Annotated in this window: 41 protein-coding genes; all 41 read left to right on the top strand. The window is 65.0% G+C overall.

From position 1 onward, the window contains the following. Positions 1 to 15 precede the first annotated feature (15 nt). The 41 genes from ACWPVA_RS17745 (at position 16) to ACWPVA_RS17545 (ending at position 24,464) form a co-directional block, all read left to right on the top strand. Entirely contained in the window at positions 16 to 2,190 is a 2,175-nt protein-coding gene (locus ACWPVA_RS17745) for a DDE-type integrase/transposase/recombinase (RefSeq protein WP_454288935.1), read from the top strand. Between the two features lie 73 nt (positions 2,191 to 2,263). Next, positions 2,264 to 3,010, top strand: a complete 747-nt coding sequence (locus tag ACWPVA_RS17740) for an AAA family ATPase (RefSeq protein WP_454288934.1) — start codon at positions 2,264 to 2,266, stop codon at positions 3,008 to 3,010. Next, the gene (locus ACWPVA_RS17735; RefSeq protein WP_454288933.1) at positions 3,010 to 3,624 is read left to right on the top strand and encodes a hypothetical protein; all 615 of its coding nucleotides are present in this window, start codon (positions 3,010 to 3,012) and stop codon (positions 3,622 to 3,624) included. The genes ACWPVA_RS17740 and ACWPVA_RS17735 overlap by 1 nt, the downstream gene beginning before the upstream one ends. Continuing rightward, entirely contained in the window at positions 3,621 to 4,010 is a 390-nt protein-coding gene (locus tag ACWPVA_RS17730) for a transcriptional regulator (RefSeq protein WP_454288932.1), read from the top strand. The genes ACWPVA_RS17735 and ACWPVA_RS17730 overlap by 4 nt, the downstream gene beginning before the upstream one ends. 2 nt (positions 4,011 to 4,012) lie before the next feature. Continuing rightward, positions 4,013 to 4,228, top strand: a complete 216-nt coding sequence (locus ACWPVA_RS17725; RefSeq protein ID WP_454288931.1) for a hypothetical protein — start codon at positions 4,013 to 4,015, stop codon at positions 4,226 to 4,228. Next, positions 4,225 to 4,557, top strand: a complete 333-nt coding sequence (locus ACWPVA_RS17720) for a hypothetical protein (RefSeq protein WP_454288930.1) — start codon at positions 4,225 to 4,227, stop codon at positions 4,555 to 4,557. Before ACWPVA_RS17725 ends, ACWPVA_RS17720 begins: the two co-directional genes overlap by 4 nt. Next, a complete protein-coding gene (locus tag ACWPVA_RS17715) occupies positions 4,554 to 5,006 on the top strand; it encodes a helix-turn-helix domain-containing protein (protein WP_454288929.1) in 453 nt (150 codons plus the stop codon). Before ACWPVA_RS17720 ends, ACWPVA_RS17715 begins: the two co-directional genes overlap by 4 nt. A gap of 1 nt (position 5,007) precedes the next feature. After that, positions 5,008 to 5,661, top strand: a complete 654-nt coding sequence (locus ACWPVA_RS17710; protein ID WP_454288928.1) for a DUF3164 family protein — start codon at positions 5,008 to 5,010, stop codon at positions 5,659 to 5,661. A gap of 10 nt (positions 5,662 to 5,671) precedes the next feature. Then, positions 5,672 to 5,818: a hypothetical protein gene (locus tag ACWPVA_RS17705; protein ID WP_454288927.1), complete on the top strand. Its 147-nt coding sequence runs from the start codon at positions 5,672 to 5,674 to the stop codon at positions 5,816 to 5,818. Further along, entirely contained in the window at positions 5,811 to 6,008 is a 198-nt protein-coding gene (locus ACWPVA_RS17700; protein ID WP_454288926.1) for a hypothetical protein, read from the top strand. Before ACWPVA_RS17705 ends, ACWPVA_RS17700 begins: the two co-directional genes overlap by 8 nt. Further along, positions 6,005 to 6,484 carry a hypothetical protein gene (locus ACWPVA_RS17695; protein ID WP_454288925.1) on the top strand — a complete coding sequence of 160 codons (480 nt, stop codon included), beginning with the start codon at positions 6,005 to 6,007 and terminating at the stop codon, positions 6,482 to 6,484. Before ACWPVA_RS17700 ends, ACWPVA_RS17695 begins: the two co-directional genes overlap by 4 nt. Beyond that, the gene (locus tag ACWPVA_RS17690; RefSeq protein WP_454288924.1) at positions 6,481 to 7,128 is read left to right on the top strand and encodes a gp16 family protein; all 648 of its coding nucleotides are present in this window, start codon (positions 6,481 to 6,483) and stop codon (positions 7,126 to 7,128) included. Before ACWPVA_RS17695 ends, ACWPVA_RS17690 begins: the two co-directional genes overlap by 4 nt. Then, the gene (locus tag ACWPVA_RS17685; RefSeq protein WP_454288923.1) at positions 7,128 to 7,364 is read left to right on the top strand and encodes a hypothetical protein; all 237 of its coding nucleotides are present in this window, start codon (positions 7,128 to 7,130) and stop codon (positions 7,362 to 7,364) included. Before ACWPVA_RS17690 ends, ACWPVA_RS17685 begins: the two co-directional genes overlap by 1 nt. Before the next feature lies 1 nt (position 7,365). Then, complete coding sequence (locus ACWPVA_RS17680) at positions 7,366 to 7,560, top strand: hypothetical protein (protein WP_454288922.1); 195 nt, start codon at positions 7,366 to 7,368, stop codon at positions 7,558 to 7,560. After that, complete coding sequence (locus ACWPVA_RS17675; RefSeq protein ID WP_454288921.1) at positions 7,557 to 7,916, top strand: helix-turn-helix domain containing protein; 360 nt, start codon at positions 7,557 to 7,559, stop codon at positions 7,914 to 7,916. The genes ACWPVA_RS17680 and ACWPVA_RS17675 overlap by 4 nt, the downstream gene beginning before the upstream one ends. Positions 7,917 to 8,026: 110 nt before the next feature. Further along, a complete protein-coding gene (locus ACWPVA_RS17670; protein WP_454288920.1) occupies positions 8,027 to 8,968 on the top strand; it encodes a glycoside hydrolase family protein in 942 nt (313 codons plus the stop codon). A 1-nt stretch (position 8,969) separates the two neighbouring features. After that, a complete protein-coding gene (locus ACWPVA_RS17665; RefSeq protein WP_454288919.1) occupies positions 8,970 to 9,500 on the top strand; it encodes a hypothetical protein in 531 nt (176 codons plus the stop codon). Beyond that, positions 9,497 to 9,721, top strand: a complete 225-nt coding sequence (locus tag ACWPVA_RS17660) for a TraR/DksA C4-type zinc finger protein (protein WP_454288918.1) — start codon at positions 9,497 to 9,499, stop codon at positions 9,719 to 9,721. The genes ACWPVA_RS17665 and ACWPVA_RS17660 overlap by 4 nt, the downstream gene beginning before the upstream one ends. After that, the gene (locus tag ACWPVA_RS17655) at positions 9,718 to 10,083 is read left to right on the top strand and encodes a DUF2730 family protein (RefSeq protein ID WP_454288917.1); all 366 of its coding nucleotides are present in this window, start codon (positions 9,718 to 9,720) and stop codon (positions 10,081 to 10,083) included. The genes ACWPVA_RS17660 and ACWPVA_RS17655 overlap by 4 nt, the downstream gene beginning before the upstream one ends. Next, positions 10,080 to 10,379: a VpaChn25_0724 family phage protein gene (locus tag ACWPVA_RS17650; RefSeq protein WP_454288916.1), complete on the top strand. Its 300-nt coding sequence runs from the start codon at positions 10,080 to 10,082 to the stop codon at positions 10,377 to 10,379. Before ACWPVA_RS17655 ends, ACWPVA_RS17650 begins: the two co-directional genes overlap by 4 nt. Position 10,380: 1 nt before the next feature. Next, positions 10,381 to 10,959 carry a phage protein Gp27 family protein gene (locus ACWPVA_RS17645; protein WP_454288915.1) on the top strand — a complete coding sequence of 193 codons (579 nt, stop codon included), beginning with the start codon at positions 10,381 to 10,383 and terminating at the stop codon, positions 10,957 to 10,959. After that, positions 10,956 to 12,296, top strand: coding sequence for a terminase large subunit domain-containing protein (locus ACWPVA_RS17640; RefSeq protein ID WP_454288914.1), 1,341 nt, complete (start codon positions 10,956 to 10,958; stop codon positions 12,294 to 12,296). The genes ACWPVA_RS17645 and ACWPVA_RS17640 overlap by 4 nt, the downstream gene beginning before the upstream one ends. Continuing rightward, positions 12,289 to 14,382 (top strand): phage portal protein, encoded by a 2,094-nt coding sequence (locus ACWPVA_RS17635; RefSeq protein ID WP_454288913.1) that lies wholly within the window; start codon positions 12,289 to 12,291, stop codon positions 14,380 to 14,382. The genes ACWPVA_RS17640 and ACWPVA_RS17635 overlap by 8 nt, the downstream gene beginning before the upstream one ends. 12 nt (positions 14,383 to 14,394) lie before the next feature. Beyond that, on the top strand, positions 14,395 to 15,171 hold the full coding sequence (locus tag ACWPVA_RS17630) for an HK97 family phage prohead protease (protein WP_454288912.1): 777 nt from the start codon (positions 14,395 to 14,397) through the stop codon (positions 15,169 to 15,171). A gap of 328 nt (positions 15,172 to 15,499) precedes the next feature. Then, positions 15,500 to 16,792, top strand: a complete 1,293-nt coding sequence (locus ACWPVA_RS17625; RefSeq protein ID WP_454288911.1) for a phage major capsid protein — start codon at positions 15,500 to 15,502, stop codon at positions 16,790 to 16,792. Between the two features lie 91 nt (positions 16,793 to 16,883). Then, positions 16,884 to 17,147 carry a hypothetical protein gene (locus ACWPVA_RS17620; protein WP_454288910.1) on the top strand — a complete coding sequence of 88 codons (264 nt, stop codon included), beginning with the start codon at positions 16,884 to 16,886 and terminating at the stop codon, positions 17,145 to 17,147. Between the two features lie 14 nt (positions 17,148 to 17,161). Then, positions 17,162 to 17,389 carry an Acb2/Tad1 domain-containing protein gene (locus ACWPVA_RS17615; protein ID WP_454288909.1) on the top strand — a complete coding sequence of 76 codons (228 nt, stop codon included), beginning with the start codon at positions 17,162 to 17,164 and terminating at the stop codon, positions 17,387 to 17,389. 18 nt (positions 17,390 to 17,407) lie between these two features. After that, entirely contained in the window at positions 17,408 to 17,815 is a 408-nt protein-coding gene (locus tag ACWPVA_RS17610; RefSeq protein ID WP_454288908.1) for a hypothetical protein, read from the top strand. A 3-nt stretch (positions 17,816 to 17,818) separates the two neighbouring features. Continuing rightward, positions 17,819 to 18,394, top strand: a complete 576-nt coding sequence (locus tag ACWPVA_RS17605; protein WP_454288907.1) for a hypothetical protein — start codon at positions 17,819 to 17,821, stop codon at positions 18,392 to 18,394. A gap of 13 nt (positions 18,395 to 18,407) precedes the next feature. Beyond that, positions 18,408 to 18,644, top strand: a complete 237-nt coding sequence (locus tag ACWPVA_RS17600; RefSeq protein WP_454288906.1) for a hypothetical protein — start codon at positions 18,408 to 18,410, stop codon at positions 18,642 to 18,644. Further along, positions 18,641 to 18,985: a hypothetical protein gene (locus ACWPVA_RS17595; RefSeq protein WP_454288905.1), complete on the top strand. Its 345-nt coding sequence runs from the start codon at positions 18,641 to 18,643 to the stop codon at positions 18,983 to 18,985. Before ACWPVA_RS17600 ends, ACWPVA_RS17595 begins: the two co-directional genes overlap by 4 nt. Next, positions 18,985 to 19,236 carry a hypothetical protein gene (locus ACWPVA_RS17590; protein WP_454288904.1) on the top strand — a complete coding sequence of 84 codons (252 nt, stop codon included), beginning with the start codon at positions 18,985 to 18,987 and terminating at the stop codon, positions 19,234 to 19,236. The genes ACWPVA_RS17595 and ACWPVA_RS17590 overlap by 1 nt, the downstream gene beginning before the upstream one ends. 28 nt (positions 19,237 to 19,264) lie before the next feature. Further along, positions 19,265 to 19,468, top strand: coding sequence for a hypothetical protein (locus tag ACWPVA_RS17585; protein ID WP_454288903.1), 204 nt, complete (start codon positions 19,265 to 19,267; stop codon positions 19,466 to 19,468). Between the two features lie 112 nt (positions 19,469 to 19,580). Beyond that, positions 19,581 to 20,030: a phage morphogenesis protein gene (locus tag ACWPVA_RS17580; protein ID WP_454288902.1), complete on the top strand. Its 450-nt coding sequence runs from the start codon at positions 19,581 to 19,583 to the stop codon at positions 20,028 to 20,030. Positions 20,031 to 20,168: 138 nt separating this feature from the next. Further along, positions 20,169 to 20,624 (top strand): tail completion protein gp17, encoded by a 456-nt coding sequence (gene gp17, locus ACWPVA_RS17575; RefSeq protein ID WP_454288901.1) that lies wholly within the window; start codon positions 20,169 to 20,171, stop codon positions 20,622 to 20,624. A 3-nt stretch (positions 20,625 to 20,627) separates the two neighbouring features. Beyond that, positions 20,628 to 21,233, top strand: a complete 606-nt coding sequence (locus ACWPVA_RS17570) for a hypothetical protein (protein ID WP_454288900.1) — start codon at positions 20,628 to 20,630, stop codon at positions 21,231 to 21,233. Between the two features lie 12 nt (positions 21,234 to 21,245). Next, positions 21,246 to 21,467, top strand: a complete 222-nt coding sequence (locus tag ACWPVA_RS17565) for a hypothetical protein (protein ID WP_454288899.1) — start codon at positions 21,246 to 21,248, stop codon at positions 21,465 to 21,467. After that, on the top strand, positions 21,439 to 21,897 hold the full coding sequence (locus ACWPVA_RS17560; RefSeq protein WP_454288898.1) for a hypothetical protein: 459 nt from the start codon (positions 21,439 to 21,441) through the stop codon (positions 21,895 to 21,897). The genes ACWPVA_RS17565 and ACWPVA_RS17560 overlap by 29 nt, the downstream gene beginning before the upstream one ends. A 14-nt stretch (positions 21,898 to 21,911) precedes the next feature. Further along, positions 21,912 to 22,139 carry a hypothetical protein gene (locus ACWPVA_RS17555; protein ID WP_454288897.1) on the top strand — a complete coding sequence of 76 codons (228 nt, stop codon included), beginning with the start codon at positions 21,912 to 21,914 and terminating at the stop codon, positions 22,137 to 22,139. Further along, positions 22,132 to 24,045, top strand: coding sequence for a hypothetical protein (locus ACWPVA_RS17550; RefSeq protein ID WP_454288896.1), 1,914 nt, complete (start codon positions 22,132 to 22,134; stop codon positions 24,043 to 24,045). Before ACWPVA_RS17555 ends, ACWPVA_RS17550 begins: the two co-directional genes overlap by 8 nt. Beyond that, positions 24,042 to 24,464, top strand: a complete 423-nt coding sequence (locus tag ACWPVA_RS17545; RefSeq protein ID WP_454288895.1) for a hypothetical protein — start codon at positions 24,042 to 24,044, stop codon at positions 24,462 to 24,464. Before ACWPVA_RS17550 ends, ACWPVA_RS17545 begins: the two co-directional genes overlap by 4 nt. The last annotated feature ends 6 nt before the right edge of the window (positions 24,465 to 24,470 follow it).

Raw genomic sequence — 24,470 nt, 5'->3', positions numbered from 1 at the left:
TCCCGGAGTTTTCGCATGAAAGAGTGGCTCACAGCCGACGAAATTGCGGACGAGGCTTTGCCGCACCTGCCGAACACTAAGCGCGGCGTCAACAAGTTCGTCGATGCCAATGCTTGGAACACCCATCCCACCTATGCCCGCAAGCGGCAGGCTCGAGGCGGCGGAATGGAGTATCATTTCCGGCTGCTGCCGACGCTGGCGCAGGTTGCCTATGTGCAGAAGCACATGACGGTCGGTGCGCTGCCCATGCCGCAGACATTCGACCCGCAAGCGCCGCTCGTCCAAGGCCGGCCGGGGGTCGAACGGGATGCGCGGCTCGCGGTGCTCGCCGCCTTCGAACTGTTCGAGCGGGGCTTGCGCCTCAACCGGCAAGGCTGCCTGGCGGTCTTTTGCGACAAGTACGAAATGGGCTCGATCAAGGTCGAGGACTGGGTCAAGCAGACCATCCCGACCGTGTCGCGCCGCAGCCTGATGCGGTGGATGAGCATCAAGCGGCTCGGCCGCACCGAGGCGCTCGCCGTCGACCGGTCCAAGGCACGGGCCGGGACCGGCGTGCTGGACACGGCGAACGGCGGCAAGGTCAAGGCCTTCATCCTCTCGCTGATCGCCCATGCGCCGCAGCTGTCGGCCGCCCAGGTCAAGGATCAGGTTGAAGATGAGTTCGGGCCTCAGTTGAAGGTGGTTTCAAAGGGCGTTGAATGGTCTGTCAACCTGCCGCCGCCGCGCACCTTCCAGCACTTCCTGAAGGGTCTGAAGGAACGCCACACCGTCGAGCTGACCAAGCTGACCAATCCCGACAAGTTCCGCTCGACCATGGCACTCTCCGGAACCGGAACGCTGCGCCATATTACCGAGCCCAATGCGCTCTGGCAGATCGACGCCTCGCCGGTCGATGCGCTGTGCGTCGATGGCCGTCACGCGATCTATGCCTGCATCGATATCGCGACGCGGCGCACCATCTGGTACGTGTCGCGCACACCGCGCGCCTCGGCCGTGGCGCTGCTGATCCGCAAGGCCATTCTCGCCTGGGGCGCGCCCGACACGATCAAGACGGACAATGGCTCCGATTTCGTCGCCCAGGATACCAAGCGGCTGTTTGCCTCGACCGGCATCACGATGGAGCTGTCGGACGCCTATAGCCCGCAGCAAAAGGGCCATGTCGAGCGGGTCATCAAGACCTTCCAGCATCAGTTCGCCAGCCTGCTGCCGGGCTATGTCGGGCACTCCGTTGCCGAGCGCAAGACGATCGAGGACCGCAAGAGCTTTGCCGACCGGCTGGGACAGGACACGGCCGAAGCCTTCGGCGTGTCGCTCACGGGCGCAGAGCTGCAGCTGGCGATCGACCAGTGGACCGAGACCATGTATGCGCATGCGCCGCATGGCGGATTGAAGGGCATGACGCCATTCCAGGCCGCAGCCGCATCAACCGCACCGATCCGGACGATCGACGAGCGGGCGCTCGATGTGCTGCTGATGCCGGTCGCCGGTTCCAACGGCCGGCGCCGAGCGACCAAGTTCGGCCTGCGTATCGACCACTATCACTACATCGCCGCATCCATCCTGCCCGGTACCGACGTGTTCGTGCGCCGCGATCCGAACGACATGGGCCGCGTGCATGCCTTTTCTCCCGACCAGGGAAGCTATCTCGGCGAGGCCATCTGCCCGGAGCTTTCCGGCGTGCATCCGGAAACCTGGCTGAAGGCACAGAAGGAATTGCGCTCGGAAATCATCGCCGAGAAGACGGCCGAGATCCGCAAGGGCATCCGCGAGATCATGAAGGGGCCGGCATTGCACGAGCGGGCCTTGAGGAATGCCGCGCGCAAGGTGCCGAACGTCATCGCCCTGCCGAAGCGCGAGGAGCGCCACGAGACGCCGGAGATCCGCGCAGCACTCCAGGTTGGAAAGACGCCGGAGCCGGCAAGTTTCAGCGGCGCGCAAAAGGATCTGCACGAGACGATCGTCGCCGAGCTGACCGCACCCGCGGGGAATGTCACTCCGCTTCGCAACGGGCCGACGCCGGCGCAGCGCTTTCGCTCGGCGCTGGCGATCGAGGCGCGGATCCAGGCGCACGAGCCGGTCGAAAGCGAAGAGACGCTGTGGCTGCTCTCCTACCGGGACAGCGCCGAATACAAGGTCCAGCGCACCATGTTCGAAGAGTTCGGCGATCAGGCGCCGGGATTGCATTCCTGAACAGCGTGAAGCCCGCCGGCTGTCACCGGGCGGGCTTCGAAGAGCATCAACTGCATCTGAAGGAAATACAGGCATGAACCAGATTGTCAACACAGCCCCAGGATACGGCACCGTCGCGCCGCTGAAGAACGTCGCGGCGGCTTATGCCGTGGCGCAGAAGATCATCGACCGGCCTGCCGGCGTCGACGGGCTCGGGCTGTTCTACGGCCCGTCAGGCTACGGCAAGTCGAAGGCCAGCACCTATATCCAGAACAAGACGAACGCGATCTATCTCGAAGTCTTCGACTTCTGGACGAAGCGCACCTTCTGCGAAATCCTGCTGTCGGAACTCGGCATCGATCGTCCGCGCGGCACGATTGCCACGATGATGATGCAGTCGCTGCGCCTCCTGCAGGACGATCCCAACCGGCTGATGATCATCGACGAGGCCGACAAACTGGTCGACAAGGGGATGATCGAGCTGGTGCGCGACATCTACAAGGGCGCGCGCATCCCGGTCCTGCTGGTGGGAGAAGAGCAGCTGCCGCAGAAGCTCGCCCGTTACGAGCGGTGCGAGAACCGCGTCACGGCCTATGGCATGGCCAATCCTTCGGATCTCGACGACGCCCGGGCGCTCGCCAAGATCTACCATCCCAAGCTGATGTTCGGTGACGATCTTCTGGCCGAGGTCGTGCGGCAGACCCGTGGCGTGGCCTCGCGCATCGTCACGTCGCTGGCCGAGATCGGCCAGTTCGCCCGCGCTGGCGGGATCAGCCAGATCGGCCTCAATGACTATACCGGCAGCTATTTCACCGGGCAGGCCCCGCGGAGGGCACGCTGATGGCGCGGTTCGTCACGCTTACGGTCGCCACCGCCCGGCCGCTGCGCTTCGGCGCGGAATACTGGTGGTCGTGCATTCTCGACCTCACCCGCGAGGGCGCGAGCTTTTCCTATGCCGACCTCGACGGGCTCTCCGATCCCTATCACGACCGCTATCTCGGCCGCTTCCTGCGCAAGCTCGAGGATGCCGGCTTCATCGCCAAGGTCGTAGACGGGAGCCGCGTCTACACGTTGACCAAGCGGCAGAGCCAGGTGCCGGTGATCGGTGTGGACCGCAAGGAAAGCCTGGTCGGCCGCCGCCTGCAGAACATGTGGAACGTCATGCGCCGCCGCCGCTCCGGCTTCACCGTCGACGAGCTGGCGCTCGATGCCTCGGTCGATGACCTGGTCGTCGCGCGCAACACCGCCAAGCAATACTGCCTGCTGCTGGCGCGGGCCGGCATGCTGGCCGTCCAGGCAGCGGGCAAACGTGGCGAGGGCCGCAATATCTACGTGCTGCGCGGGTCGGCCAATAGCGGCCCGAAGGCGCCGCGCAAGATGAGGGCGACCATGGTCTATGATCCCAATCGCGAGATCATCGTCGGCGACGTCGTGGCCGAGGAGGATCGGACATGAGCCAGAAGCCCAACGATCCCGTCGCACGCGCAGCCGCTGCCTGGGGCGATGCCATTCCCGACTGGGTGGTGGTGCTGGCCGAGGCCTGCCGCATGGCGGGAAGCCAGAGCGCGGTTGCCCGCCGTCTCGAATATTCGGCGACGACGATCAGCCAGATCCTATCGAAGACATACCTGGGCGATGTCGGCCGGGTCGAGCAGATGGTGCGCGGTGCGCTGATGGCCGAGACGGTCGTCTGCCCCATGCTCGGCGATGTCGCCCGCAATGTCTGCCTCGACTGGCAGGGAAAGCCCTACAGCCCGACCTCGTCGCACCGCGTGGCCATGTTCCGCGCCTGCCGGTCGGCATGCCCCAACAGCCGAATTTCCAGCGACCACGGAGGTTAGACATGCTCTCGGATGCCCTCAAAGAAATGCGCGAACGCGTGCGGATCGGCGGTCTGCCGCAGGATACCGCAGGCCTTCTGCTGACGCTCGAAGCCTTCGAGCTCGAAGCCCGCAACCTTGAAAACCGGATCGAGATCGCCACCGGCCGACCGCATGTCGCGCTCTATGGCCGTCTCATGTCCTCTGCCGCCATCGACACCATGGGAGGAAACGCATGACAAAGCTGCAGTTCGACTATCTCTCCAGCCATCTCGAAACGGCGCACCGGCGCATGCTCGAGAACCGCCACGGCGGGATGGTGCTCACCGGCGAGGACCTGGAAGAGACGATCCAGAATTTCGGGGAGTTCGTCCGGATGGCGAAGTACATGGAATCGGAACTCTCGCGCCGCGAGTGGAACCATCGTGCCCAGGACGACCTGCGCAGACTGGTTAACGAACCGTCGGCGATCGTGCTCGACGCCATGCGCAACCCCGACAGCAACGTGGTCGGCTTTCCCGGCCGCTCTCGCGGTCAAGGCGGGCCGAGTGGGGGCGACGGGGCATGACCTGCGCTCTCGCGCCCATCTCCTGCGGCCTGATCCTCGACGTCGTCGGCATTGCCTACGGCGTCCGGGCCCGGGACCTGTGCAGCCGGGGAAACAGCCGGGCACTGGTTGCGGCGCGACGCATGGCATGGACGCTGGCCCGCCACCTGACCGGCCGGCCGCATAAGCAGCTCGGCCGCGTCATGGGCGGGTTTCATCACACGACGCTCATCGAAGGCGTGCGGGATACGGAGGTCCTAATCGAACGGGCCGCCAAGACGGCAGCCGACTATGCCGTCATTCGGGCCGCCATCGAGATCCTCGCTGAAGAGCAGGCGGACGGCGTCGACGACGCCGCCGAAATCGTCATCCACGGCTGGCGGCAGATCCAGCCGGCCACGAAGGCCGCGCTGGAAGCCAGCTTCGTCGCCGCATTGAACAATCTTCAAACCCTCTTTGAAAGGCACTGACATGGAAGCCGTAATTATCGAACCTACCCGCACCGATGGCGTCAGGGTCATCGACGGTCGCGAATGGATGGAAGACGCCCAGGGCTATCTTGTGCCGCTGGCGAAGATCAAGCCGGAGGACAAGCTGCAGGACGAGACGGTGCGCAAGATCATCGGCTTCGCCAAGGATCTGTCGGCGCAGATCGCCCGGTTCAAGAGCCATACGCTCGCCGATCTCGGTTCCTTCGATGCCCTTCTGGAGCAAGAATACGGCCAGAAGATCGGCGGCAAGAAGGGCAACACGACCTACCAGACGGTCGACGGGCGGATGCGCGTTGTCGTCCAGTTCGCCGACCAAATCACTTTCGGTCCTCAGATCCACGTCGCCAAGAGGCTGATCGACGAGTGCCTGACCGAATGGTCGGCGGAAGCGCGGCCGGAGATCCAGGCGATCGTCGCGCGCGCCTTCAACACCGACAAGGAAGGCCAGATCAACAAGTCGGAGATATTCATGTTGCTTCGACTCTACATCGAGGACGAACGTTGGCAGCGGGCCATGGACGCGATCCGCGACAGCATCCGGGTGACCGGTTCCAAGGGCTATATCCGCTTCTACGAGCGTGAGAACCCGGAAGACGATCTGGTCGCCATCACCATCGACATCGCTAAGGCGTGAGGATGGGATGATGAAGGACAAGAAGAAGCCCAAGCCAAAGACGGTCACCGTGACCATGAAGATCAACAGGGACGGATCGATGACCATCCGGTCCACTGGTGGTTACGACCTTCGCAAACTCGGCCTACCGATCAAAGAACAGGTGCGAGATGAGTGATCACCCATCCCGCCGTGAGCAGATCCTTTATCTGCTGACCCAGGAGTTTCGCGACGACGGCCACACCGTCATCACCGAGGAAGGCGACGTCTACGCGGCCGTGCTCGTCCAGCGCGGTCCCGTCACCATCCCGGCCGCGAAGTTCAATCTCAGCACCCTGGCCAACCAGATCGACAGGAGCTTGCCATGACTGATCGCGTTTGCCGCGAATGCGGCATCACCCAAACTCAAATCACCGCCGGCGTGACTGACATCAACGGCGATCCCATGTGCTTTGCGGACGACGACTTGTGCTCGTGGTGCCAAGAGCACATTCAGCGGCAGCTGGAGGTTGATGCCGCTCGTTACCGATTCCTGCGCAACCGCCAAACCCGCCAAGTCGATTTCGCCGCCGGCGGCCTCTTCGCCGGGCGTATTCCGGAGAACCTTATTATCGGCGGCGAGGATCTCGATCGCGCTATCGATACCGAATTGGGTGTGGACATCTCGCATGAAGAGCCACTGGAACGTCGACTCGCTGCCTGCCTTTCCGAGTGTATCGACACACCGTTGATGACAGGGTCTCTGGGTGGAGATGCCCGTATTCCGAGCCAGATCCGCCTCGGTTTCTTTCGACCCGATATTGCCGACCGCGCAGCAGAACTTCTTGAGGAGGCAGGTGTATGACCTCCTCCATCGCAGCCATCCACGTCGCCAAGAAGCAGCTCGGTCTGGACGACGATACCTACCGGGCCAAGCTCGCCAACATCACCGGCAAGTCGTCGGTGAAGGACATGACCGAGCCGGAGCGCCAGAAGGTGCTGACGGTCCTGCGCAATGACGGCTTCCGCCCGGCCGAGAGCAAGCCGGCCGCCGGCAAGCTTACCGGTCCCTTTGCAAAGAAGTTGCAGGCCTTGTGGATCGCCGGCCATAATCTCGGTGTCGTGACCGATCGGCGCGACACGGCCCTGGTCGCCTTCGTCAAGCGCCAGACCGGCCTCGATGCCGTTCGCTTCCTGCACTACGCCGACGATGCCCGCGCCGCGATCGACGGCCTCAAGGGATGGCTGCGGCGCGAGGCCGGCGTCTCCTTCGGCAATACGAATGGGCAGGAATGGTTAGCCAGCGACGGCGCCAAGATCGCCTGGGCGCAATGGAAGATCCTCAACCCCGGCGTCGATCTGATCAACCGCAAGGGGTTCGACGCCGAGGTGTTCAGGCTAATCGATCAGCCGAACTATTGGCTGGCGGCTCTGACCGGCCGGCAATGGCAGGTGGTGATGAACGCCCTCGGCGAGCGGGTGCGTGCCGCGAAGAAGGGCGGTGCGTGATGACGATCATCGAAGTCACCGACCATGCCGTGCTGCGCTACCTGGAGCGGCGGCACGGGCTCGATGTCGAGTTCTTCCGCCAGCATATCCGCCAGCTTGTGCTGCGCGGTGCCGAGGCGGGCGCCAGCGGCGTCATCATCGAGAATGTGAAGTTCGTCCTGCTGCATGGAAGCGTCGTCACGTGCCTGGAAAAGGGCATGCGGTCCCGCGACCTCAGATCCAGTCGGAGCGACTGACATGGCCGGCTCGCTCCCGCTCTTCGACCAGGTCGAACTGGAGCGTCTCAGGGCGGAGCGGGAGAAGCTGCAGCGGGATCTCGCGCGTGGGGGCATGGATGCCCATAGCCGCATCCGCAAGGAACAGAGACTGGCGCTGGCAACGGCGCGGCAGATCCAGATCGAGCGCAGGCTCGGGATCGGAAAGAGAAGATGACCGAAGAAGAACTGCAGGATATGCCGACCAACATCGCCCCCTTCGTCGAGGCCCTCGGCGTGGATGATGCCATGCGGCTGTTTCTTTCGGTCGGCGGGTCGGACATCTATCTGCCGGCCAAGTCTTCGCCGCGCTCGATCGCGGCCCGCACGGTCGGGCCGGACCGGATTGACAAGCTTTCCAAGGTCATGGGATATGGCTATATCAAGGTTCCGCTCGCCCGCCGCTGGGTGGCCGAGCAGATGAAGGCGCAAGGGGCGACCACGGCGGAAATCGCCCGCACCATCCGCGCCGACGTGGCGACCGTTCGCCGCTGGTTTCCGTCCGAAACCGCCAAGCAACTCACCCTTTTCTGATTACCCGCGCGGGTGCGCGGGTGATAGTCGGCCGCGAAGCCTGACATTTTGAGCCTATCGCGGCGTGCCCAAATGAGGCGCGCCGCTCCTTCAAAGGAAGAGGCTCAAACATGAGGACCGTCAGCAGGCAAGGCCGCGCCTTTCTCTATGCCCACGAGGGTGTGGTGTTGCGCGCCTATCGCGACGCAGTTGGCGTTTTGACCATCGGCGCCGGGCTGACCAGCGCCTCCGGTGTCATTACCGTCAAGCCCGGCATGACGATCACGGCCGCCGAGAACGACCGGCTGGTGGATCTTGCGCTCAGCCGCAACTATGTGCCGCGCGTCGTCCAGGCACTCGGCGGCGATGCTGCCCAGCGCGCGATCGATGGCGGAACCTCCTTCGACTACAATACCGGCGCAATCCTGAAAGCCTCCTGGGTCGAGGCGTTCCTCGCCGGCAATTCGGCCGAGACGAAAAAGCGCCTCGCACTCTGGAACAAGGGCGGCGGAAAGGTGCTTCCGGGCCTGACGCGCCGGCGCGCCGAGGAGGCCGATGTCATCCTTTACGGGAAATATCCGTCGGCCGTGAAGGCCGATGCGGTTCCCGACAGCCGGTTCGCCGCATTCGTGATCGCGGTTACGCCGGCCGATGTCGCGGCAATCCGCGATGGGTTTGCCTCGATCGGCTACGATCCCGGAACCGAGACCGGCAAGGTCTTGCGCGCCAGCGTCGAGGCCTTCCAGAAAGCTTACGACCTCAGCATCGATGGCCGGATCGGGCGCGCCACGCTCTCGACCCTGCAGCGCGAGCTTGACGCTCGCGCGAGGGCGAAGACGGGTGCTGCGACGACAGGGGTGGCGACGCCAGCGGCAGCCGGCGCCGGAGAGGCCGCGCCTTCCGTCATCGATCCATCCACCGTGCCGGAGGGCGCCGCGCTGTGGCTTGCCGGCGGCGTGCTGGCCATCGGCATGCTTTACGGTCTCTGGCTCGCCTGGCGCTACCGCGACATCGTCGCCGTGCGTCTCGCCGGCCGCTTCCCCAAACTCGCAAGCCTATTGAGGAGCTTCTGACATGGCCCCCATTCTCGCCATCATCCTTGCCGCCGCCGCCAAGGCCGGGGCGCCCGTCGTCAAGGCGATCGTTCAGAAGCATGCCGGCCCGCTCGCCGGCACGCTTGCCGGCAGCGTCATCGACCAGGTCGCGGCCAAGGTCGGCGTGCCGGCCGAGGATCTGGCGCAGGCCGACCCGACGGCCATTGAAAGCGCGGTGCGCACCGTCGAGGCGGAAACGCCGGAGATGATCGCGCTGTGGCAGGCCGGGCTATCCGGGCAGTTCGCGCTGCTGCAATCCGAGCAGGCGGAAGGCTTCTGGCAGAGCGCCTGGCGCTGGGGCTGGATGTATCTGCTGGCCTTCCTCTGGCTCTGTGCCTTCCTGTTCTTCCCGCTCGCCCGCTCGCTCGGCTTCCTGATCGATCCGATCGACGCGGCGCAGCTCTTGACGCTGACCGGCTGGTTCATCTCGCTCTACATGGGCGGCCATACCGTCAAGGAGATCGGCAAACAGGCGGTCGAGGCCGTCAGGACCTGGCGGAGGGACGCATGAACTTCGCCAGCAATGCGGCCTTCGACCTGGCCGAACAGCGGATCGAGGAGGAGCGCGAGGCGGCCATCGCCAAATCGCGCGCAGCACTCAAGGCGTCCGGTACCGCAGACTGCGTCGACTGCGGCTCGACGATCTCGATCGCGCGCCGCCGCGTCTACCCGTCGGCGACGCGCTGCCTCGAATGCCAGGAGTTCGTCGAGAAGGAGGCGCGCTGCCGATGACGCCCGCAGAGATCTCGCAATACCTCGGCCTGGCGCTGGCGATCATCGCCCTGCTCGGCCATGCCAAGGGCTATTTCTCCAGCGGCGAGAAGACCCTGACAACTCAGGTCAACCAGTTCAAAACGGATATGACACCCCGCGTGGAAAAGGCCGAGACGAAGCTGATCGAGTACGACCGGCGCATCCAGGCATTGGAAGGCGACTTCAAGCACCTGCCGTCGAAGGACGATATCCACGGCCTGATGCTGTCCGTCGAAGTGATCCGGGGCGAGCTGGGCAAGATGAGCGAGACCCATGACGGCGTAAAGCGCGCGGTGAGCCGGATCGAGGGATACCTGCTGGATGAAAGGCCGAAACCATGACCCCCTATAACATCTTCATCGCCGAGAAGGGCCGGCTGGTCATCCTGCAGGCTCTGGCCCGCGAGTTCAACGGCCATCTGCGCGAGGACCTGATCCAGAAGGCGGTCGATATCTACCTGCTGTCGCGCTCGATCGAATGGGTCCGAACCCAGCTGCGCAAGCTGGAGGAACTCGGCGCGATCGACATCACCGAGGACAATGGCAAGCTGATCGCGGGGATCACGCGCACCGGCCGCGACCATGTCGAGCGCCGCTCGCCGGTGGCCGGTATCGCCTGGCCGGAAGACGAGGCCTGACATGACCGACGAAGCAGGGCGCGGCCGGCTGACCAGGATCGAGACCTTGCCCGAGGAGGCCGAGGCCGATCTCGCCTGGCTGAACGAAGAGCTGCGCGAGATGAAGCGCCCGCAGGTGGCGATCCTGGACGAGTTTAATTCCAGGCTCGCCGATCACGGCATCGGCCCGATCTCCAAGGGCGGCTTCTCGCGTTATTCGGTGAAGAAGGCCCGCCAGTGGCGCGAATATGATGAACGGCTGAGACTGTCGAAGGCGCTCTGCGAAAGCATGGGACCGGACGGCGCCGACACCATGGCGATCGCGGTGGCCGAACGGATCAAGATGGCGGCCGACGAGCTGCTCAGCCGCGGCGACCTGACGCCGAAGGAAATCGGGGCGCTGGCCAATGCCAACAGGGCGGCCGTGACGGCACAGCGCCATGCGACGGAACTGCGCCGGTCGCTGGAGAGCGAACAGAAGCGCAAGCTGGAAGCCACGCTGGAAGCGGTCGAGGACGGGATTGCCAGGGACAAGGGGGCAAAGCTCGACGCGCCCGCCGTGCTCAAGATCATCCGCGACGCCTATGGGATCGGATCATGAAGCCGCTGCTGCACGCATATCAGCGGCGCTGGATCAACGACCGCAAACGGTTCAAGATCGGCATGTTCGCACGCCAGACGGGCAAGACCTTCACGACGACGCTGGAAATCACCGATCGATGCTTCGCGGCCGCCACCGAGGGCCGGCGCGAGCCATGGGTGATCCTGTCGCGCGGGGAGCGCCAGGCCGTCGAGGCGATGAACGAGGGCATCAAGCCGCATGCCAAGGCCTATGGCCTGTCCTTCGAGGCGGCCGAGTTCGATTGGAAGGACGAAAGCACCGGCGCCGTTCACAAGGCGCTGGAGGTGACGTTTCCGCATGGTTCGAAGGTCACGGCGCTGCCGGCCAATCCGGACACGGCGCGCGGCTTTTCCCGCAACGTCTTTCTCGACGAGTTCGCCTTCCACAAGGATAGCAAGGCGATATGGGGCGCGCTCTTCCCGGTCATCTCCAAGGGCTGGGATATCCGTGTCACCTCGACACCGAACGGCAAGGGCAACAAGTTCTACGAGCTGATGACGGCAAACGACGACACCTGGTCGCGCCATACCGTCGATATCTACCAGGCGGTGGCCGACGGGCTCGACCGCAATATCGACGAGCTGCGCGCCGGTCTGGCCGACGACGATCTCTGGTCCCAGGAATTCGAACTGAAGTGGCTCGACGAGGCCAGCGCCTGGTTGAGCTACGAACTGATCGGCTCTTGCGAGGACGAACAGGCTGGCGTCCCGGAAAACTACCAGGGCGGGCCGTGCTATGTCGGCCGCGATATCGGCCGCCGTCAGGACCTTCATGTCATCTGGGTGTGGGAACTGGTCGGCGACGTGCTGTGGGAACGCGAGCGGATCGAGCAGAAGCGCGCGACCTTTGCCGCCATGGACATGGCCTTTGACGACGTGATGACCCGCTACCGCGTGGCGCGCGCCTGCATCGACCAGACCGGCATGGGCGAAAAGGTCGTCGAGGATGCGCAGATCCGCTATCCCGGCCGGATCGAGGGCGTGCTGTTCACCTCGTCGTCCAAGCTGATCATGGCAACCCAGGGCAAGGAACGTTTCGAGGACAGGAGCGTCAGGATCAAGGCCGGCGATGTTCCGCTGCGCTCCGACCTGCACAAGCTGCGCAAGATCTCCGGCCCGACCGGCGTGCCGCGCTTCGTCGCCGAGCGCGACGACGATCACGCCGACCGCACCTGGGCGGCCTTCCTCGGCATCAATGCGGCGGCGGGCATGGGCGGCGCCCGCTGGACGCCGATGATGCCGGTGCCCGAGGCGGCCGGGCAGCCCTCCGGTCCCGACATGGACATCGACAAGAACTGGATACCGGCAGATGTTTAAGGCGTTCAAAAAGGCACTCTCTGCGATGCTGCACAGTCCTCAAGCGCCAGTCGCCATGCAGCGTATGCTGACGCGCACGCGGTTCGACTATCGCAAGGCGATCGGCGATGGGCTCGATTCGTCGGTGGTGACGGCGCCGATCCAGTGGATACAGCGGGCGGCGCCGGAAGCGAACCTCACGGTCAAGCGCAAGGATCGCGCCGGCCAGGTGACCCAGCTCGACGATCATCCCATGCTGGCGCTGATCGCCCGACCGAATGCCTTCTATGGCGATCTGACACTCTGGACAGCGACGGTGATGAGCTATTGCCTCGCCGGCAATGCCTACTGGATCAAGCTTCGCAACGGCATCGGCCGGCCGGGCGAACTCTGGTATGTTCCTCACTGGCTGATGGAGCCGAAGGGGTCGCAGGACGGAACAGAGTTCCTGACGCACTATCTCTATTCGCCGGGCGGCGGCCATGAGCCGCTCCGCCTCGATCCGGCCGACGTCGTGCATTTTCGCCAGGGCATGGACCCGCGCAATCCGCGCCTCGGCCTGTCGCCGATCGACGGCGTCATTCGCGAGATCTTCATGGATCTCGAAAGCTCGAACTTCGTCGCCTCGCTGCTGCGCAACATGGGCGTGCCGGGCGTGGTGATCAGCCCGAAGAACGGCGGCGTGGTTTCGGCCGAGGATGTCGAGGCGACCAAGGCGTGGTTCTCCCAGGCCTTCAGCGGCGACCGGCGCGGCGGGCCGCTGGTCATGGGCGCACCGACCGATGTTTCCCCTTATGGCTTCAACCCGCAACAGATGAACATGAGCGAGGCGCGCGACATTGCCGAAGAACGGATCTGCGCATGCCTCGGCATTCCGGCAGCCGTCGTCGGCTTTGGCTCCGGGCTGCAGTCGACCAAGGTCGGCGCGACGATGGAAGAAATGGTGAAGCTCGCCTGGCGAAACGGCGTGCTGCCGATCATGCGCGTGCTTGCCGACGAACTCGACCGCTCGCTGCTGCCGGATTTCGGCAACACGGCGGGGCTCAAAAGCGGTTGGGACGTGTCCGACGTGCTGGCGCTGCAGGACGATCTCGACAAGAAGGCCAGCCGCTGGAATACGATGGTGGGCGGCGGATGGGCCCAGGTCTACGAGGGCCGCGAGGACATGGGGCTGGAAGTCGACGACAGCCATCGCATCTATCTGAGGCCGGCCATGTCGCTGGAAGTGCCGGCAGGCGCGCCGCCGCGCCTTCCCGATCCGACGCCGCAGCCGCAGACAGGACAGCAGCCAGTACCGCCGAAGGGGGAGAAGGCTCGGGCCGGCATTGCTGCCCGCCGTTCGGGTGCCGCCTATCTGCGCGCGCTGCAAGGCCAGGAGGCGCCGCTTTCGAAAGCCTTTGAACAGACCCTCAAACGCTTCTTCAAGACGTTCGGAAAGGACGCGAGGGCCGTAGCAGCGCCGCTGCTTCAGGCGGAGGATGTCGGCCCGAAGGCGGCGGACGCCGGCGAGGCGAAAGCCGACGACCTGATCGTTTCCCAGATCCTCGACCGGCTGGGCATCGCTGCCCATCGCACGACGTTCCAGCGGCTTTATGAGGCGCACTTTGTCGAGACGGCGAAGGCGGTGAGCGAGGCTGCCGAGCTTTTGGGGATCTCCGGCAGCCTGCCGGACCCGGTGGCGCGGGCGATCGCCGCGGCTGGCGGGCGGCGGTCCGGCCTGGTCGATCTGACTGCACAGGCGCGCGAGGGACTGTTCGACGCGCTGGCCGAGGGACGTGCCGCCGGCGAAGGGGCGGCGCAGCTGGCCGAGCGGATCGGCGTCCATATCGAAAGCGGGCCCTGGGGATCGAGCGAGATCCGCGCCCGCACCATTGCCCGGACCGAAACGAAATATGCCCAGAACGTCTCGACGATCGAGCGGGCGAAGGCGGCCGCCGTCGAGCGCTTCATCGTCTTTGACGGGCGGCTCGGGCCTGACCGGTCGGACCCGGACCATATCGCCCGCGACGGCTCGATCGTTTCGGCCGACGAGGCGAGCCAGATGGCGTCCGACGAGCATCCCAATGGAACACTTTCGTTTGCCCCTTACTTCGGCGACGACGACTAGGAGAAGACCCCTATGAAACACGAGACCAAGAGCCTGACCATCGAGAAGATGGAAAGCAACGGCCAGGGGCTGGCGCGGATCGCCGTGCTCTCGGCGATCGACCATGACGGCGACACCTATCTGCCGGGCGCCTTCTCCTGGAAGGAAGGGGCCGAACAATGGGCGTCGATCCTGCCGGCCCACCAGCGATCGGCCATGCCGCTCGGCAAGGCCAGGATCTACGAGGACGGCGACGCGGCGTTCGCCGAGCTGCATCTCAACCTCGATACGCCCGCCGGCAAGGACTGGTATTCGACGCTGAAGTTCGACCTTTCCAACGGCCGGGCCGTGCAGGAATGGTCCTACGGTTTCGGCGTCCTCGACAGCCAGATCGAGGAGCGGTCCGGCGACCGGGTGCGGGTGCTGAAGAGGCTCGACGTGCACGAGGTCTCGCCGGTGCTGCGCGGCGCCGGCGTCGGCACGGCCACGCTGTCGATGAAGGGACGCGGCAGTTTCTCCGACCAGCTCGACGCGCTGCTGGAAGAGATCGACGACGTGATTGCCAGGGCCGGATCGGTCAAGGCCTTGCGGGAGGCCGAGGGCCGCGATATGAGCAAGGCACGGCTTGAGCAGCTCGCCGGCCTCAAGGCCAGGCTGGATGCGCTGCTCGCCGGTGGCGATCCGACCGGCGCCGATGAAGCAGACGCCAAGGCCGAGGAAAAGGCCAGGGCCGAGCTGGAGGCGATCATGATCGCCCGGCTGACGAACGCGGCAAGGCGCAGGGTCGAGGGCGACGCCCAAGGTGGTTGATTGGCCGCCGGAAGCCCGATCGGCAGAGAGCGCCACAGGGCGCTGTCACCGGGTTCTGACGGGCGGTGACGCCGCCCATGCCCGTAAAAGCGCCCCACGGCGTTTAAACAGGCTTTAAAAACCGGACGCAGCCTTCAAGGCGGACCGGTTTCGCAGATCATCCACTTTACAGCCCTGATCCCCGATCGCCCGCGCACCCGCGCGGGTGTTTGCGTTTCTCTCCCTCCCTTAGTCTCCATCGTGCAATGCCCGCGCCGACGTGGGCTTTTCTTCTAGAAGGCCGCGCGCGGACGTGGGGCCGATGGCACATCAAACCGGAGGCGGCATCATGCCCACCATCAAAGACGTCCGCGAGAAGCTCGCGGCAAAACAGGACGAACTCGGCAAGGTCTTTAGCGAGGCCAAGACCGACGACGGACAGTATGATTTCAACAAGGTCACCTGCCTCGGCACCGGCGTGAAGGGCTCGGTGGCCGTGGCCGAGCAGGTCAAGGCCATGAACGCCGAACTCGACGCGCTGGCGAAAGAGGCGGAAACGCTGGAAAGCGCCGAAAAGGCGGCACGGGATCATGCCGACCGCGAGCGCGTTCGCTCGCGCCTGCCGATGCCCGGCGCCAAGGGCGACGAACGGCGGACCATCATTAAGTCGCTGGGCGAACTGTTTTCGGCGGAAAAGTCCTATGAGGAATGGGTCGGCCGCGGCAAGCCGCAGGGCATCGACTTCGCTTACGACATCTATCCGTCCGACGTGCTGGCCAAGGGCATGCTGGTCGAGACCCTGCTGACGAAGGCGCTGATGTCGACCTCGGCCGGCTATGCGCCGGAAAGCCTGCGGCTGCCCGGCTTCGTCGAGGCGGTCACCCGGCCGCTGCAGCTGATCGACATCATTCCGATGAGCCAGACCGGCAGCGACACGGTCAAGTACATGGAGGAGACGACCCGCACCCATGCGGCGGCGGAAACGGCAGAAGGCGGCGCCTATGCCGAGAGCACGTTCGTCTTTACCGAAAAGTCGTCCGACGTGCGCAAGATCACCGACAGCCTGCCGGTGACCGACGAGCAGATGGACGACGTGCCGATGATGACCGGCTATGTCAACGGCCGGTTGACCTTCGGCATCCGCCAGCGGCTCGACACCCAGGCCTATGTCGGCAATGGCACGGCGCCGAACCTGCGCGGCATCGTCAATGTCGCCGGCATCCAGACCCAGGCCAAGGGCACCGATCCGGTTCCCGACGCCTTCTTCAAGGCGATGACCAAGATCCGCACGACCGGCCGAGCGATCCCGACGCATCACGTGATGCACGCGACCGACTGGCAGAACATCCGCCTGCTGCGCACCACGGACGGCGTCTATATCTGGGGCTCGCCGAGCGAGAGCGGCCCGGAACGCATGTGGGGTCTGCCGGTCGTTCAGAACGAGGCACGCGCCGCAGGCGCCGGCCTGGTCGGCTCCTTCCAGCCGGCATGGATTTCCGCCTTCGAACGCAAGGGCGTCACCCTCCAGGTCGGCTATGTGGGCACGCAGTTCACCGAAGGCAAGCGCACCGTGCGCGGCGATATGCGCGTCGCCCTGGTCGTCACCCGCCCCGCCGCCTTCTGCGACGTGACGGGCCTCTGATCCTCACCCCAAGGGCAAGAGCCGGCCCCGCCGCAGGTCATGCGTATGGCGGGGCCGGAGTTCACAAGGCTGATCATCCAGGGAGACGACTATGCCAACCATCACAGGATTTTCGAAGCCCGTCGGGTGCGCGCTCATTCCGGGCGGGCCGATCGGCGAGCATCGGGTGCCCGGAAACCTAAAGCCCGGCGATACGCTGCTCTCGGTCGAGCACATCACCGACGGCACGCCGCCGACGCGGGTCGATCGGACGGCCGAATTTTCCATCCACGCCACCAAGGCCGGGACCGTCGTCAACACCACCACGGTCACCACGGGCGGGTTCCTGCACGTGCTGTGGTCCAAGGTCGAATAAGGGAGAAGAAGGATATGGAAAAGGTTGATAGCGCGAGCGATGCCCGCACGACCAACAATGCGGTGCGCCCCCAGTATCGCGTCCTTTCGGATGCCGAGAAGGCGATGATGGTCTCGATCAAGGACAAGGGGCAGGAGCTGCTTGACCTGATCGGGCAATGCGGCGGCAGTCGCGAGCTTTCGATCGCCCGCACCAAAACCGAAGAAGCGGTCATGTGGGCCGTCAAACATATCACCGCTTAGCGCGACAGGAGCAATCCCATGCCGGAATTCCAAAAGGCGCAGGAGCGCATCTATCTGACGGCCGACAAGACGATGGCGGTTGCGGCCGGCGACAGCAAGGCCGCCTTCCTCTATGCCACGCCCGGCGACGAGATCCCGCAGAGCGCGGCTGACGTGCTCGGCATCGTCGACGGCAAGGTGAAGGGCAAGGCGAAGGCCGAGACGCCGCAGTCGAAACCCGCCACAGTCAAGGCCGGACGCGAGGTGAAGGCCAAGAGCGATGCCAAGACCGGGGCCAAGACGGGAGCCTCGGCGAAGGAGATGAAGGCGCCGGCCGAGGACAAGGAAGACAAGGGCGGCGAGGACAAGGGCGCCGACGACAAGGGCGCCGATGAGAAGTCTGGCGAGCCCGACGGGACCAAGCCGACCGAAGGCGCGGGCAGCTAAGCCATGGCGCTGATCGACCGGGTCAAGGAGCGCACGGGCACCGATCTGTCCGACACCGAGCTTGCCGCGATGATCGCGGCGATCACGGCCGAGATCGAGGCGCGCCTCGGCCCGGCCGGCGAACGCACGGTCGAGCTGGGCGATCCGGCCGATCCCGATTCACGCTACCGGACCACGCTTCGGATCTCGCCGCCGCTCGACGTGGCGCTTACCGTAACTGTGGTGGAACTCGATCCGGGCAATTCCGGCCTGGTCGGGGCCGAGGTCACGCTGACGGCGGCCGACTATCGCGTGATGCACGGCGGACGGACCTTGCAGCGCCTGACCGGCGGGCCGAACGGACGGCAGTTCTTCGCGCCCATGGTCAAGGTCACCTATACGCCCAAGGGCGATGCCGGCGACCAGGCGGCGCGCGAGGAGGCGGTGATCAAGCTGATGCAGCTCGATCTTTCCTATCGCGGCGGGCTCAAATCGGAGCGGGCCGGCGACTATCAGTTCACGCTGGCCGGCGACGTGGGCGCCGAGCGGCAGAAGATCATCGAAGGGCTCGCCGCTCGGCACGGCCTGGTCATGGCGTAAGGGGGCGACGGGCATGGGCGATCGTTATCGTTATCGAGACCGGATCGGAACGAAGCAGGAGTGGCTGATCGTCGGCATCCTGTTTCTGGGTGTCCTCTTGCCGGCGATCGGCATATCCGGCTTCGCCTATCTGGTCGTCCAGTTTCTCTCCTGGGCGACGGGGATCTCGCCCGTTCGTGTGCTGGTGATCATCGCCGTCATTCTGTTTGTCTGGGGGCTATTGCGCTACGCGCGGCGGGGTCGGCGATGATCTCCGGGCGGCTCACCATGCGCGCAGTGGTCGAGCGCAACCAGGCAACCGGCAAGGACAATTGGGGAAACCCCTTGCCGCCGGTCTTCGCGGCGCTCGGCACCTATCCGTGCTTCGCCTGGTCGAATGTCAGCCGCGAGGTCGTCGACGGCGACAAGATAGCGGCGATCGAGGATATGCGGGCGATGTTTGCACTGTCGGCCGACATCACCGAGGACGACGAGATCGCCTCGATCAGCGACCGCAAGGGCGGGGTTCTCATCCCCGGCCGACTGAAGGTCGAAGGACCGGTCCAGCGTAAGCACAATCATCTCGAAGCGGCTTTGAAGAGGATCGGGTGATGCAGATTGGCATGATCGAGAACGCCACGCGGGTCGTCGGAAAGTCACAAGGATATGGCGGGCTTCCGATCAGGGACGAGGTCGTCGAGTCCACTGTCGGTGGCGAAGTCCGTTGCATGGTGACCGCCTGGCTGCCGACGCCGGGCGAGCTTGCAGCGCTGAATGCCGGTGCCGCGATTCATGTCCGTATTCTTGGCACGATACCGCCACCGATGCTGGTCGAGGTCGGTGCCGCGCCGTCTACATTCTAGTTTCAAACCTGCCTTGAAGGGACAGATCATGACGAAGCACGTGAGAATCGAAAATGCCGACACCGCGAACTTCGGTGTCGCCGTCGAAGTGTGGGACAAGGGAATTGATGGTGCGCCGGACGCCCTTGCCTTCACCGAAAAACTCAATTTTCCGACGGCAATGACCTCGGCGGCGGTCTATCTGACCTCGACGCGTTACCTTGTGGTCAGGGAAATTCCAGCGGGCTCCTGACAGAGCTGCTGGGCGAGAGCGGATCGCGTCAGTAGGGCTCCCTGCGGGTGACGCGACGGGTGGCGACCGGCCCAAACAGCCACATTAAATTATGTGTTCAAAGTGATGCTTCATGGCCGGAAAGTCGAAATCGCTGAAATGGTTCGGCAAGGCGGTGAAGGGCCGGATGCGTGACGCGCAGATCCTCGGCGTCAACCAGACCATGGCGGCCTGCGTGGCCGACGCAAAGCGAAATCACTCCTGGCAAAACCGGACCGGCATCCTGGAGGGCGGCATCGACATCGCCATTTATGCCGCGCCGTCTTCCGAGGGCGGCATCAAGGGCACCTGGGGGGTGCGCGACGTGGTCTATGCGCGCATTCACGAGCAGGGCGGCGTGATCCGACCCAAGAAGGGCAAGGCGCTCGCCATTCCAGACCCGAACAGGCCCGGCGGCATTCTCCTGGTGAAGTCGGTGACGATCCCGAAGCGGCCCTACCTTCGGCCCGCAGCCGACACGCAATATCCGAAGCTCGCCAACCGCATTGCAAAGGCTTTTCAGCGCTCTTCAAAGCCGCGTTGAAGACGGCTTGACAGAGGGCCCACGCCCCGCGATGCTTTGCGCCATTCCCCGCAGTTTTCAACCTTTCGCCTTTACCCGCGCAGCCGCGCGGGTGTTTCGCTTGCCGGCCTTTTCCTAGTCTCGCTTAAACGATCCGGCATGGCGCCGGACATTTTGCGAGGCCCATGCCGGATGGCGGAAGCGGATATCATCGGAGCGATCGTCGCGGTGCTGAAGGCCGATGCCGACGTCGTCGCGGAAGTGGGCCAGAACGTGTTCGGCGGCGAGCTGCCGAAGGATGTCGCTTCGACCGGGCCGATCCGGTGCGTGCTGGTGCAGCCCTCCGGCGGCGTCTCGCTTGCCGCCGGCACCTTTTCCGAGACCGACACCCAGCGCTTCGACCTCCATGCCTATGGTCAAACCTTGATCGAGGCCAACGGGCTTCGCAGTCTTTGCCGTCGCGCCTTGACGGGCGTGCGCCGCCAGCTCGCCGCCGGTTGTCTGATTCACTGGATAGAGCCCGCCGGCGGGTTTGCCACCGGGCGCGACCCCGACACGGCCTGGCCCTTCGCTTTCCAGTCTTTCCAAGTCCTGCACGCGCTCAAGGAGGTATGACCCATGCCCGCGCCTTTCGAAATCATCGCGGCTCCCTTCACGGCCTATTACGCGCCGCTCGGCACCGCCTTTCCGCTGGTCAATGCTGCGCCTGGCGCCGGATGGGTCAAGATCGGCACGTCGGGCGACGAGAGTATGGACGAGGAAGGTGTGACCGTTCAGCACTCCCAGGAGGTCAACAAGATCCGCTCGCTCGGATCGACCGTGCCGATCAAGGCCTTCCGCACCGCCGAGGACCTGATCATTTCGTTCACGCTCTGGGACGTCAGCCAGGAATTCTATCGCCTCGGCCTCAACAGCAATGAGGTGGCCACGGTTGCCGCCGGCTCGGGAACCGCTGGCACGAAGACCCTGCAGTTCTACCAGGGCGAACAGGTGGCGACGATGGCGCTGCTCCTGCGCGCGGAGGTCAGCCCCTATGGCGACGGCATGAACATGCAATACGAGGTCGCCTATTGCTACATGTCCGGCAACCCGGAGCCGCAGTACCGCAAGGGCGAACCGGCGGGCTATGCACTGGAATTCACCGCACTTCGTGATCCGAACGCCGCGACCAAGGCACTCTCCTTCGGCCGCCTGGTGGCGCAGCACCAGCTGCCGCTGGCCTGAGGCAGGCCCGCGATGTCCATCCACGACGCCGACGAGGCGGACAGGAAAGCCCGAACGCTCGATCGGCTGGCCCGGCACCACAAGCGGCAGGCGCGCAACCACCGCGAGGCCGCGCGCAAGGCCCGCGAAGATCTGGAGGCGCTCAAGCGCGACTGCGCTCGCCTCGGCATCGAACTCAAATTTCAACCCGGCGAAGGAGTGATCCATGGCCAAGGCACCCATTCTCGACCTTGATACGCTGTTCGACCGGCCGGCGGTCAGGATCGACGGTAAGACCTACGAGATGTGGTCTCCGGACGAACTGTCCGTATTCGACAGCCAGTATTTCACCCGGGCGGGCCGCGAGATCGAGGAGCTGGCCAAGGGCGACGACGTCGACGCCCTGTCGGCGCTGATCGGCAAGGTCTGCCGGCGCTGCCTGGTCGAGATCCCCGACGACGTATTCGGCAAGCTCTCGCCCCCGCAGAAGACGGCGATCGTCGAGGCTTTTTCCGGGCTCCTGCTGCGACGCCGCCTGAGCGTGGCAGGAGCAATCGCCGCGGCCGTGGTCGAAAGCCGGAAGCCGGAGACGTCATCGACTGGGGCGATCTCCTCCCAAGGCTCCAGCGATTCTTCGGGGGCGATCCCGACTGGTGGCTTCGCCGCGCCCCAGCTGCACTCCTGAGGGCCTACATCACCATGTTGCCCAGGCTCGACGCGGAAGAAACCCTGACAAAGATCCACGCCGGCATGTTGTCGTCCGGCCTGATCCGTAAGCCGGACCTTCGTCGCGCACTGACGAAGCTCGAAAAGACGGCAGGCGGGGCTAAGCGCTCGTCGGTCAAAGCGACGCCGAACATGCTGGCCTCGGCCGGGATTGCCGTGGTGATCGTTGAGGCGCCGGCGCCGGAGGTATCCGATGGCTGAAAAACTCGGCGAGGCGCTGCTCGACCTCAATACGAACGATGCCAAGTTCAACTCCTCCGTCGACAAGGCCGAGCGCAAGGCGCAGCGCCTTGGTCTGAGCTTCGACATGACGGCGGCCAAGGCCCTGAAGATGGGGAAGAACCTCGCGCTTGCCGCAGGGGCGGCAACCGCTGCGGTCGGGGCGCTGGTCAAGGTGGCGATTGACCAGGCCGACACGATGAGCAAGGCGGCGCAGCGCTCAGGCGTGACGACCGAGGCGCTGTCGCGGCTTGCCTGGGCAGGCGAGCTTTCCGATGTTGCGCTCGAATCGCTGACCGGAAGCATGTACCGCCTCGCAAACGGCATGGCGGCGGCGGCCTCCGGCAAGGACAAGGATCTCGCGGCGATCTTTTCCGGGCTCGGCATCGCCATTACCGACACGGAAGGCCGGCTACGTTCGGCCGATCTGGTCATGCTGGATCTGGCACAGGTGTTCGCCTCGCTGGAGAACGGCGCCGACAAGACGGCGCTGGCCGTCAAGCTGTTCGGTCGCTCCGGCGCGGAACTGATCCCGCTCCTCAACAACGGGAAACAGGGCCTGGCCGATGTGGCGGCGGAAGCGGATCGGCTGGGCATTACGATCAGCACCGACATGGGGCGCAGCGCCGAGGCCTTCAACGACAACCTGACCCGCGTGCAGGCGGCGATGCGCGGGATCGTGGTGAAGATCGCCAAGGAGGCGTTGCCGGCACTCGAAAGGCTGTCGGAAAAGCTGGCCGACCCGGAGTTCGTCGAGAACGCGCAAGCCACAGCTGCCCAGGTGGTCGAGGCGCTCGGCACGATCGCCACCGCGATCGGCGGGATCATCAGCCTCATTCAAGGCGCGGCCGACGCCTGGAAGAGCTTTTCCGGCGCGATGGAATGGATGTCGAGCCATGACGTATTCGGCAACGACGTGGCACCAAATCCGCTCAAGACCGCCATCGACAATGCGCGAAAGCAGCGCGATCAGACGATCTCGCCCGAGAACTTCAACGAGCGATTCAACGGCACGGCTAGCGAAAAGACAGGCCGGCTGCCGGCGGCGGCACCGGCGACAGCGCCCACGGTCAACGTGCCGAACATCGCCGACCTGCTCGGCGGCGCCGCCGGGGGCAAGAAGAGTGCCGGTACCAGCGAGATCGAGCGGCAGAAGAAAGCCGTCGAGGACCTGATCGAACGGCTCGAGGAAGAGCTTGCGATCACGCGCGAGAGCGATCCGGTGCAGCAGGAGATGATCCGGCTGCGCTCGACACTGGCCGGCGCCACAGACGAGCAGAAGGCCAAGGTCGAGGAGCTGATCGCGGCCAACATGAAAGAGAGCGAGGCGCTGGCCGGCCTGCAGGAGGCCATGCAGACCTTCGGCGACATGGCGGTCGATGCGCTGGATGGCCTGATCGACGGCAGTAAGTCGCTGGACGACGTGCTGGGCGACCTTGCCAAGTCGCTGATGAAGATGGTGCTGCAGGCGGCACTGCTCGGCCAGGGACCGCTTGGCAATATCTTCGGCATGGGTGCCACCGGCGGCGGTACCGGCGGGCTTCTGGGGCAGCTGTTTTCCGGCTTCTTCGCCACCGGCGGGCTTATTCCCTCCGGCACCTTCGGGATCGTCGGCGAACGCGGGCCGGAGCCGGTGATCGGCACGTCGAGCGGCGCGATGGTGCTGCCCAATTCGGCGATGAAGCGCATGGACGATCGCGGCGGCGGCTTCAATTTCCAGCAAACCATTGTGCCACCGTCGGGTTTCGAAACCCGCACGCGTGAAGAGGACGCGGCGGGCGGCAAGCGGCAGGAAGTGTGGTTCGAAGAGGCCGTCGCCGGCGCGATCGGCAAGCCCGGCCGCGCACAGTCGGCCGTGCGCAATACCGGAAGGCTGGTGAGACGATGACGCTGCCGAGCTTCCCGACAGAACTCCTGAAGCCCGTGGCCGATGGCTGGCGCCAGCAGCGCGGCGAGAGCCGGCGCAGGGCCGGCGGCGACCAGGGTCCGCCGCGCACGCGGCGCGGGATCTCCAAGGCTGCCGATGCGGTTCAGATGAGCTTCATCTGCGACCACGACCAGCGGGCGCGCTTCGAGCGCTTCTACGACGAGGACACGGGCGAAGGCGCGCTGCCCTTCCTGATCCCGGATTTCGCGACCGATGGCGACTGGCTGATGACGGCGGATGGCGCGCTTTTGACCGACGACGAGGACAATCCGCTCACCATCGCCTCGACGCTGGTTTGCATGTTCGGCGAGCAGCTGCCGGGCTATGCGCCGATCGGTGCGCATTGGCAGGTCTCCTTCATCCTGACGGTGTTGCCATGAGGGGGA

The organism is Rhizobium arsenicireducens (assembly GCF_964021225.1).
Note: the sequence above shows the minus strand (reverse complement) of the source record. Positions and strands in the feature narration are given on the sequence as shown.

Coding starts and splice junctions, on each gene's coding strand:
- ACWPVA_RS17565 (WP_454288899.1), top strand. CDS start 21,246: ATGTCCATCCACGACGCCGACGAGGCGGACAGGAAAGCCCGAACGCTC.
- ACWPVA_RS17545 (WP_454288895.1), top strand. CDS start 24,042: ATGACGCTGCCGAGCTTCCCGACAGAACTCCTGAAGCCCGTGGCCGAT.
- ACWPVA_RS17555 (WP_454288897.1), top strand. CDS start 21,912: ATGTTGCCCAGGCTCGACGCGGAAGAAACCCTGACAAAGATCCACGCC.
- ACWPVA_RS17605 (WP_454288907.1), top strand. CDS start 17,819: ATGGCGCTGATCGACCGGGTCAAGGAGCGCACGGGCACCGATCTGTCC.
- ACWPVA_RS17680 (WP_454288922.1), top strand. CDS start 7,366: ATGGCCGGCTCGCTCCCGCTCTTCGACCAGGTCGAACTGGAGCGTCTC.
- ACWPVA_RS17635 (WP_454288913.1), top strand. CDS start 12,289: ATGTTTAAGGCGTTCAAAAAGGCACTCTCTGCGATGCTGCACAGTCCT.
- ACWPVA_RS17630 (WP_454288912.1), top strand. CDS start 14,395: ATGAAACACGAGACCAAGAGCCTGACCATCGAGAAGATGGAAAGCAAC.
- ACWPVA_RS17725 (WP_454288931.1), top strand. CDS start 4,013: ATGCTCTCGGATGCCCTCAAAGAAATGCGCGAACGCGTGCGGATCGGC.
- ACWPVA_RS17610 (WP_454288908.1), top strand. CDS start 17,408: ATGCCGGAATTCCAAAAGGCGCAGGAGCGCATCTATCTGACGGCCGAC.
- ACWPVA_RS17655 (WP_454288917.1), top strand. CDS start 9,718: ATGACGCCCGCAGAGATCTCGCAATACCTCGGCCTGGCGCTGGCGATC.
- ACWPVA_RS17590 (WP_454288904.1), top strand. CDS start 18,985: ATGCAGATTGGCATGATCGAGAACGCCACGCGGGTCGTCGGAAAGTCA.
- ACWPVA_RS17720 (WP_454288930.1), top strand. CDS start 4,225: ATGACAAAGCTGCAGTTCGACTATCTCTCCAGCCATCTCGAAACGGCG.
- ACWPVA_RS17560 (WP_454288898.1), top strand. CDS start 21,439: ATGGCCAAGGCACCCATTCTCGACCTTGATACGCTGTTCGACCGGCCG.
- ACWPVA_RS17650 (WP_454288916.1), top strand. CDS start 10,080: ATGACCCCCTATAACATCTTCATCGCCGAGAAGGGCCGGCTGGTCATC.
- ACWPVA_RS17550 (WP_454288896.1), top strand. CDS start 22,132: ATGGCTGAAAAACTCGGCGAGGCGCTGCTCGACCTCAATACGAACGAT.
- ACWPVA_RS17740 (WP_454288934.1), top strand. CDS start 2,264: ATGAACCAGATTGTCAACACAGCCCCAGGATACGGCACCGTCGCGCCG.
- ACWPVA_RS17730 (WP_454288932.1), top strand. CDS start 3,621: ATGAGCCAGAAGCCCAACGATCCCGTCGCACGCGCAGCCGCTGCCTGG.
- ACWPVA_RS17695 (WP_454288925.1), top strand. CDS start 6,005: ATGACTGATCGCGTTTGCCGCGAATGCGGCATCACCCAAACTCAAATC.
- gp17 (WP_454288901.1), top strand. CDS start 20,169: ATGGCGCCGGACATTTTGCGAGGCCCATGCCGGATGGCGGAAGCGGAT.
- ACWPVA_RS17670 (WP_454288920.1), top strand. CDS start 8,027: ATGAGGACCGTCAGCAGGCAAGGCCGCGCCTTTCTCTATGCCCACGAG.
- ACWPVA_RS17715 (WP_454288929.1), top strand. CDS start 4,554: ATGACCTGCGCTCTCGCGCCCATCTCCTGCGGCCTGATCCTCGACGTC.
- ACWPVA_RS17745 (WP_454288935.1), top strand. CDS start 16: ATGAAAGAGTGGCTCACAGCCGACGAAATTGCGGACGAGGCTTTGCCG.
- ACWPVA_RS17625 (WP_454288911.1), top strand. CDS start 15,500: ATGCCCACCATCAAAGACGTCCGCGAGAAGCTCGCGGCAAAACAGGAC.
- ACWPVA_RS17705 (WP_454288927.1), top strand. CDS start 5,672: ATGAAGGACAAGAAGAAGCCCAAGCCAAAGACGGTCACCGTGACCATG.
- ACWPVA_RS17675 (WP_454288921.1), top strand. CDS start 7,557: ATGACCGAAGAAGAACTGCAGGATATGCCGACCAACATCGCCCCCTTC.
- ACWPVA_RS17600 (WP_454288906.1), top strand. CDS start 18,408: ATGGGCGATCGTTATCGTTATCGAGACCGGATCGGAACGAAGCAGGAG.
- ACWPVA_RS17735 (WP_454288933.1), top strand. CDS start 3,010: ATGGCGCGGTTCGTCACGCTTACGGTCGCCACCGCCCGGCCGCTGCGC.
- ACWPVA_RS17710 (WP_454288928.1), top strand. CDS start 5,008: ATGGAAGCCGTAATTATCGAACCTACCCGCACCGATGGCGTCAGGGTC.
- ACWPVA_RS17595 (WP_454288905.1), top strand. CDS start 18,641: ATGATCTCCGGGCGGCTCACCATGCGCGCAGTGGTCGAGCGCAACCAG.
- ACWPVA_RS17570 (WP_454288900.1), top strand. CDS start 20,628: ATGCCCGCGCCTTTCGAAATCATCGCGGCTCCCTTCACGGCCTATTAC.
- ACWPVA_RS17615 (WP_454288909.1), top strand. CDS start 17,162: ATGGAAAAGGTTGATAGCGCGAGCGATGCCCGCACGACCAACAATGCG.
- ACWPVA_RS17685 (WP_454288923.1), top strand. CDS start 7,128: ATGACGATCATCGAAGTCACCGACCATGCCGTGCTGCGCTACCTGGAG.
- ACWPVA_RS17640 (WP_454288914.1), top strand. CDS start 10,956: ATGAAGCCGCTGCTGCACGCATATCAGCGGCGCTGGATCAACGACCGC.
- ACWPVA_RS17690 (WP_454288924.1), top strand. CDS start 6,481: ATGACCTCCTCCATCGCAGCCATCCACGTCGCCAAGAAGCAGCTCGGT.
- ACWPVA_RS17620 (WP_454288910.1), top strand. CDS start 16,884: ATGCCAACCATCACAGGATTTTCGAAGCCCGTCGGGTGCGCGCTCATT.
- ACWPVA_RS17585 (WP_454288903.1), top strand. CDS start 19,265: ATGACGAAGCACGTGAGAATCGAAAATGCCGACACCGCGAACTTCGGT.
- ACWPVA_RS17645 (WP_454288915.1), top strand. CDS start 10,381: ATGACCGACGAAGCAGGGCGCGGCCGGCTGACCAGGATCGAGACCTTG.
- ACWPVA_RS17660 (WP_454288918.1), top strand. CDS start 9,497: ATGAACTTCGCCAGCAATGCGGCCTTCGACCTGGCCGAACAGCGGATC.
- ACWPVA_RS17580 (WP_454288902.1), top strand. CDS start 19,581: ATGGCCGGAAAGTCGAAATCGCTGAAATGGTTCGGCAAGGCGGTGAAG.
- ACWPVA_RS17665 (WP_454288919.1), top strand. CDS start 8,970: ATGGCCCCCATTCTCGCCATCATCCTTGCCGCCGCCGCCAAGGCCGGG.
- ACWPVA_RS17700 (WP_454288926.1), top strand. CDS start 5,811: ATGAGTGATCACCCATCCCGCCGTGAGCAGATCCTTTATCTGCTGACC.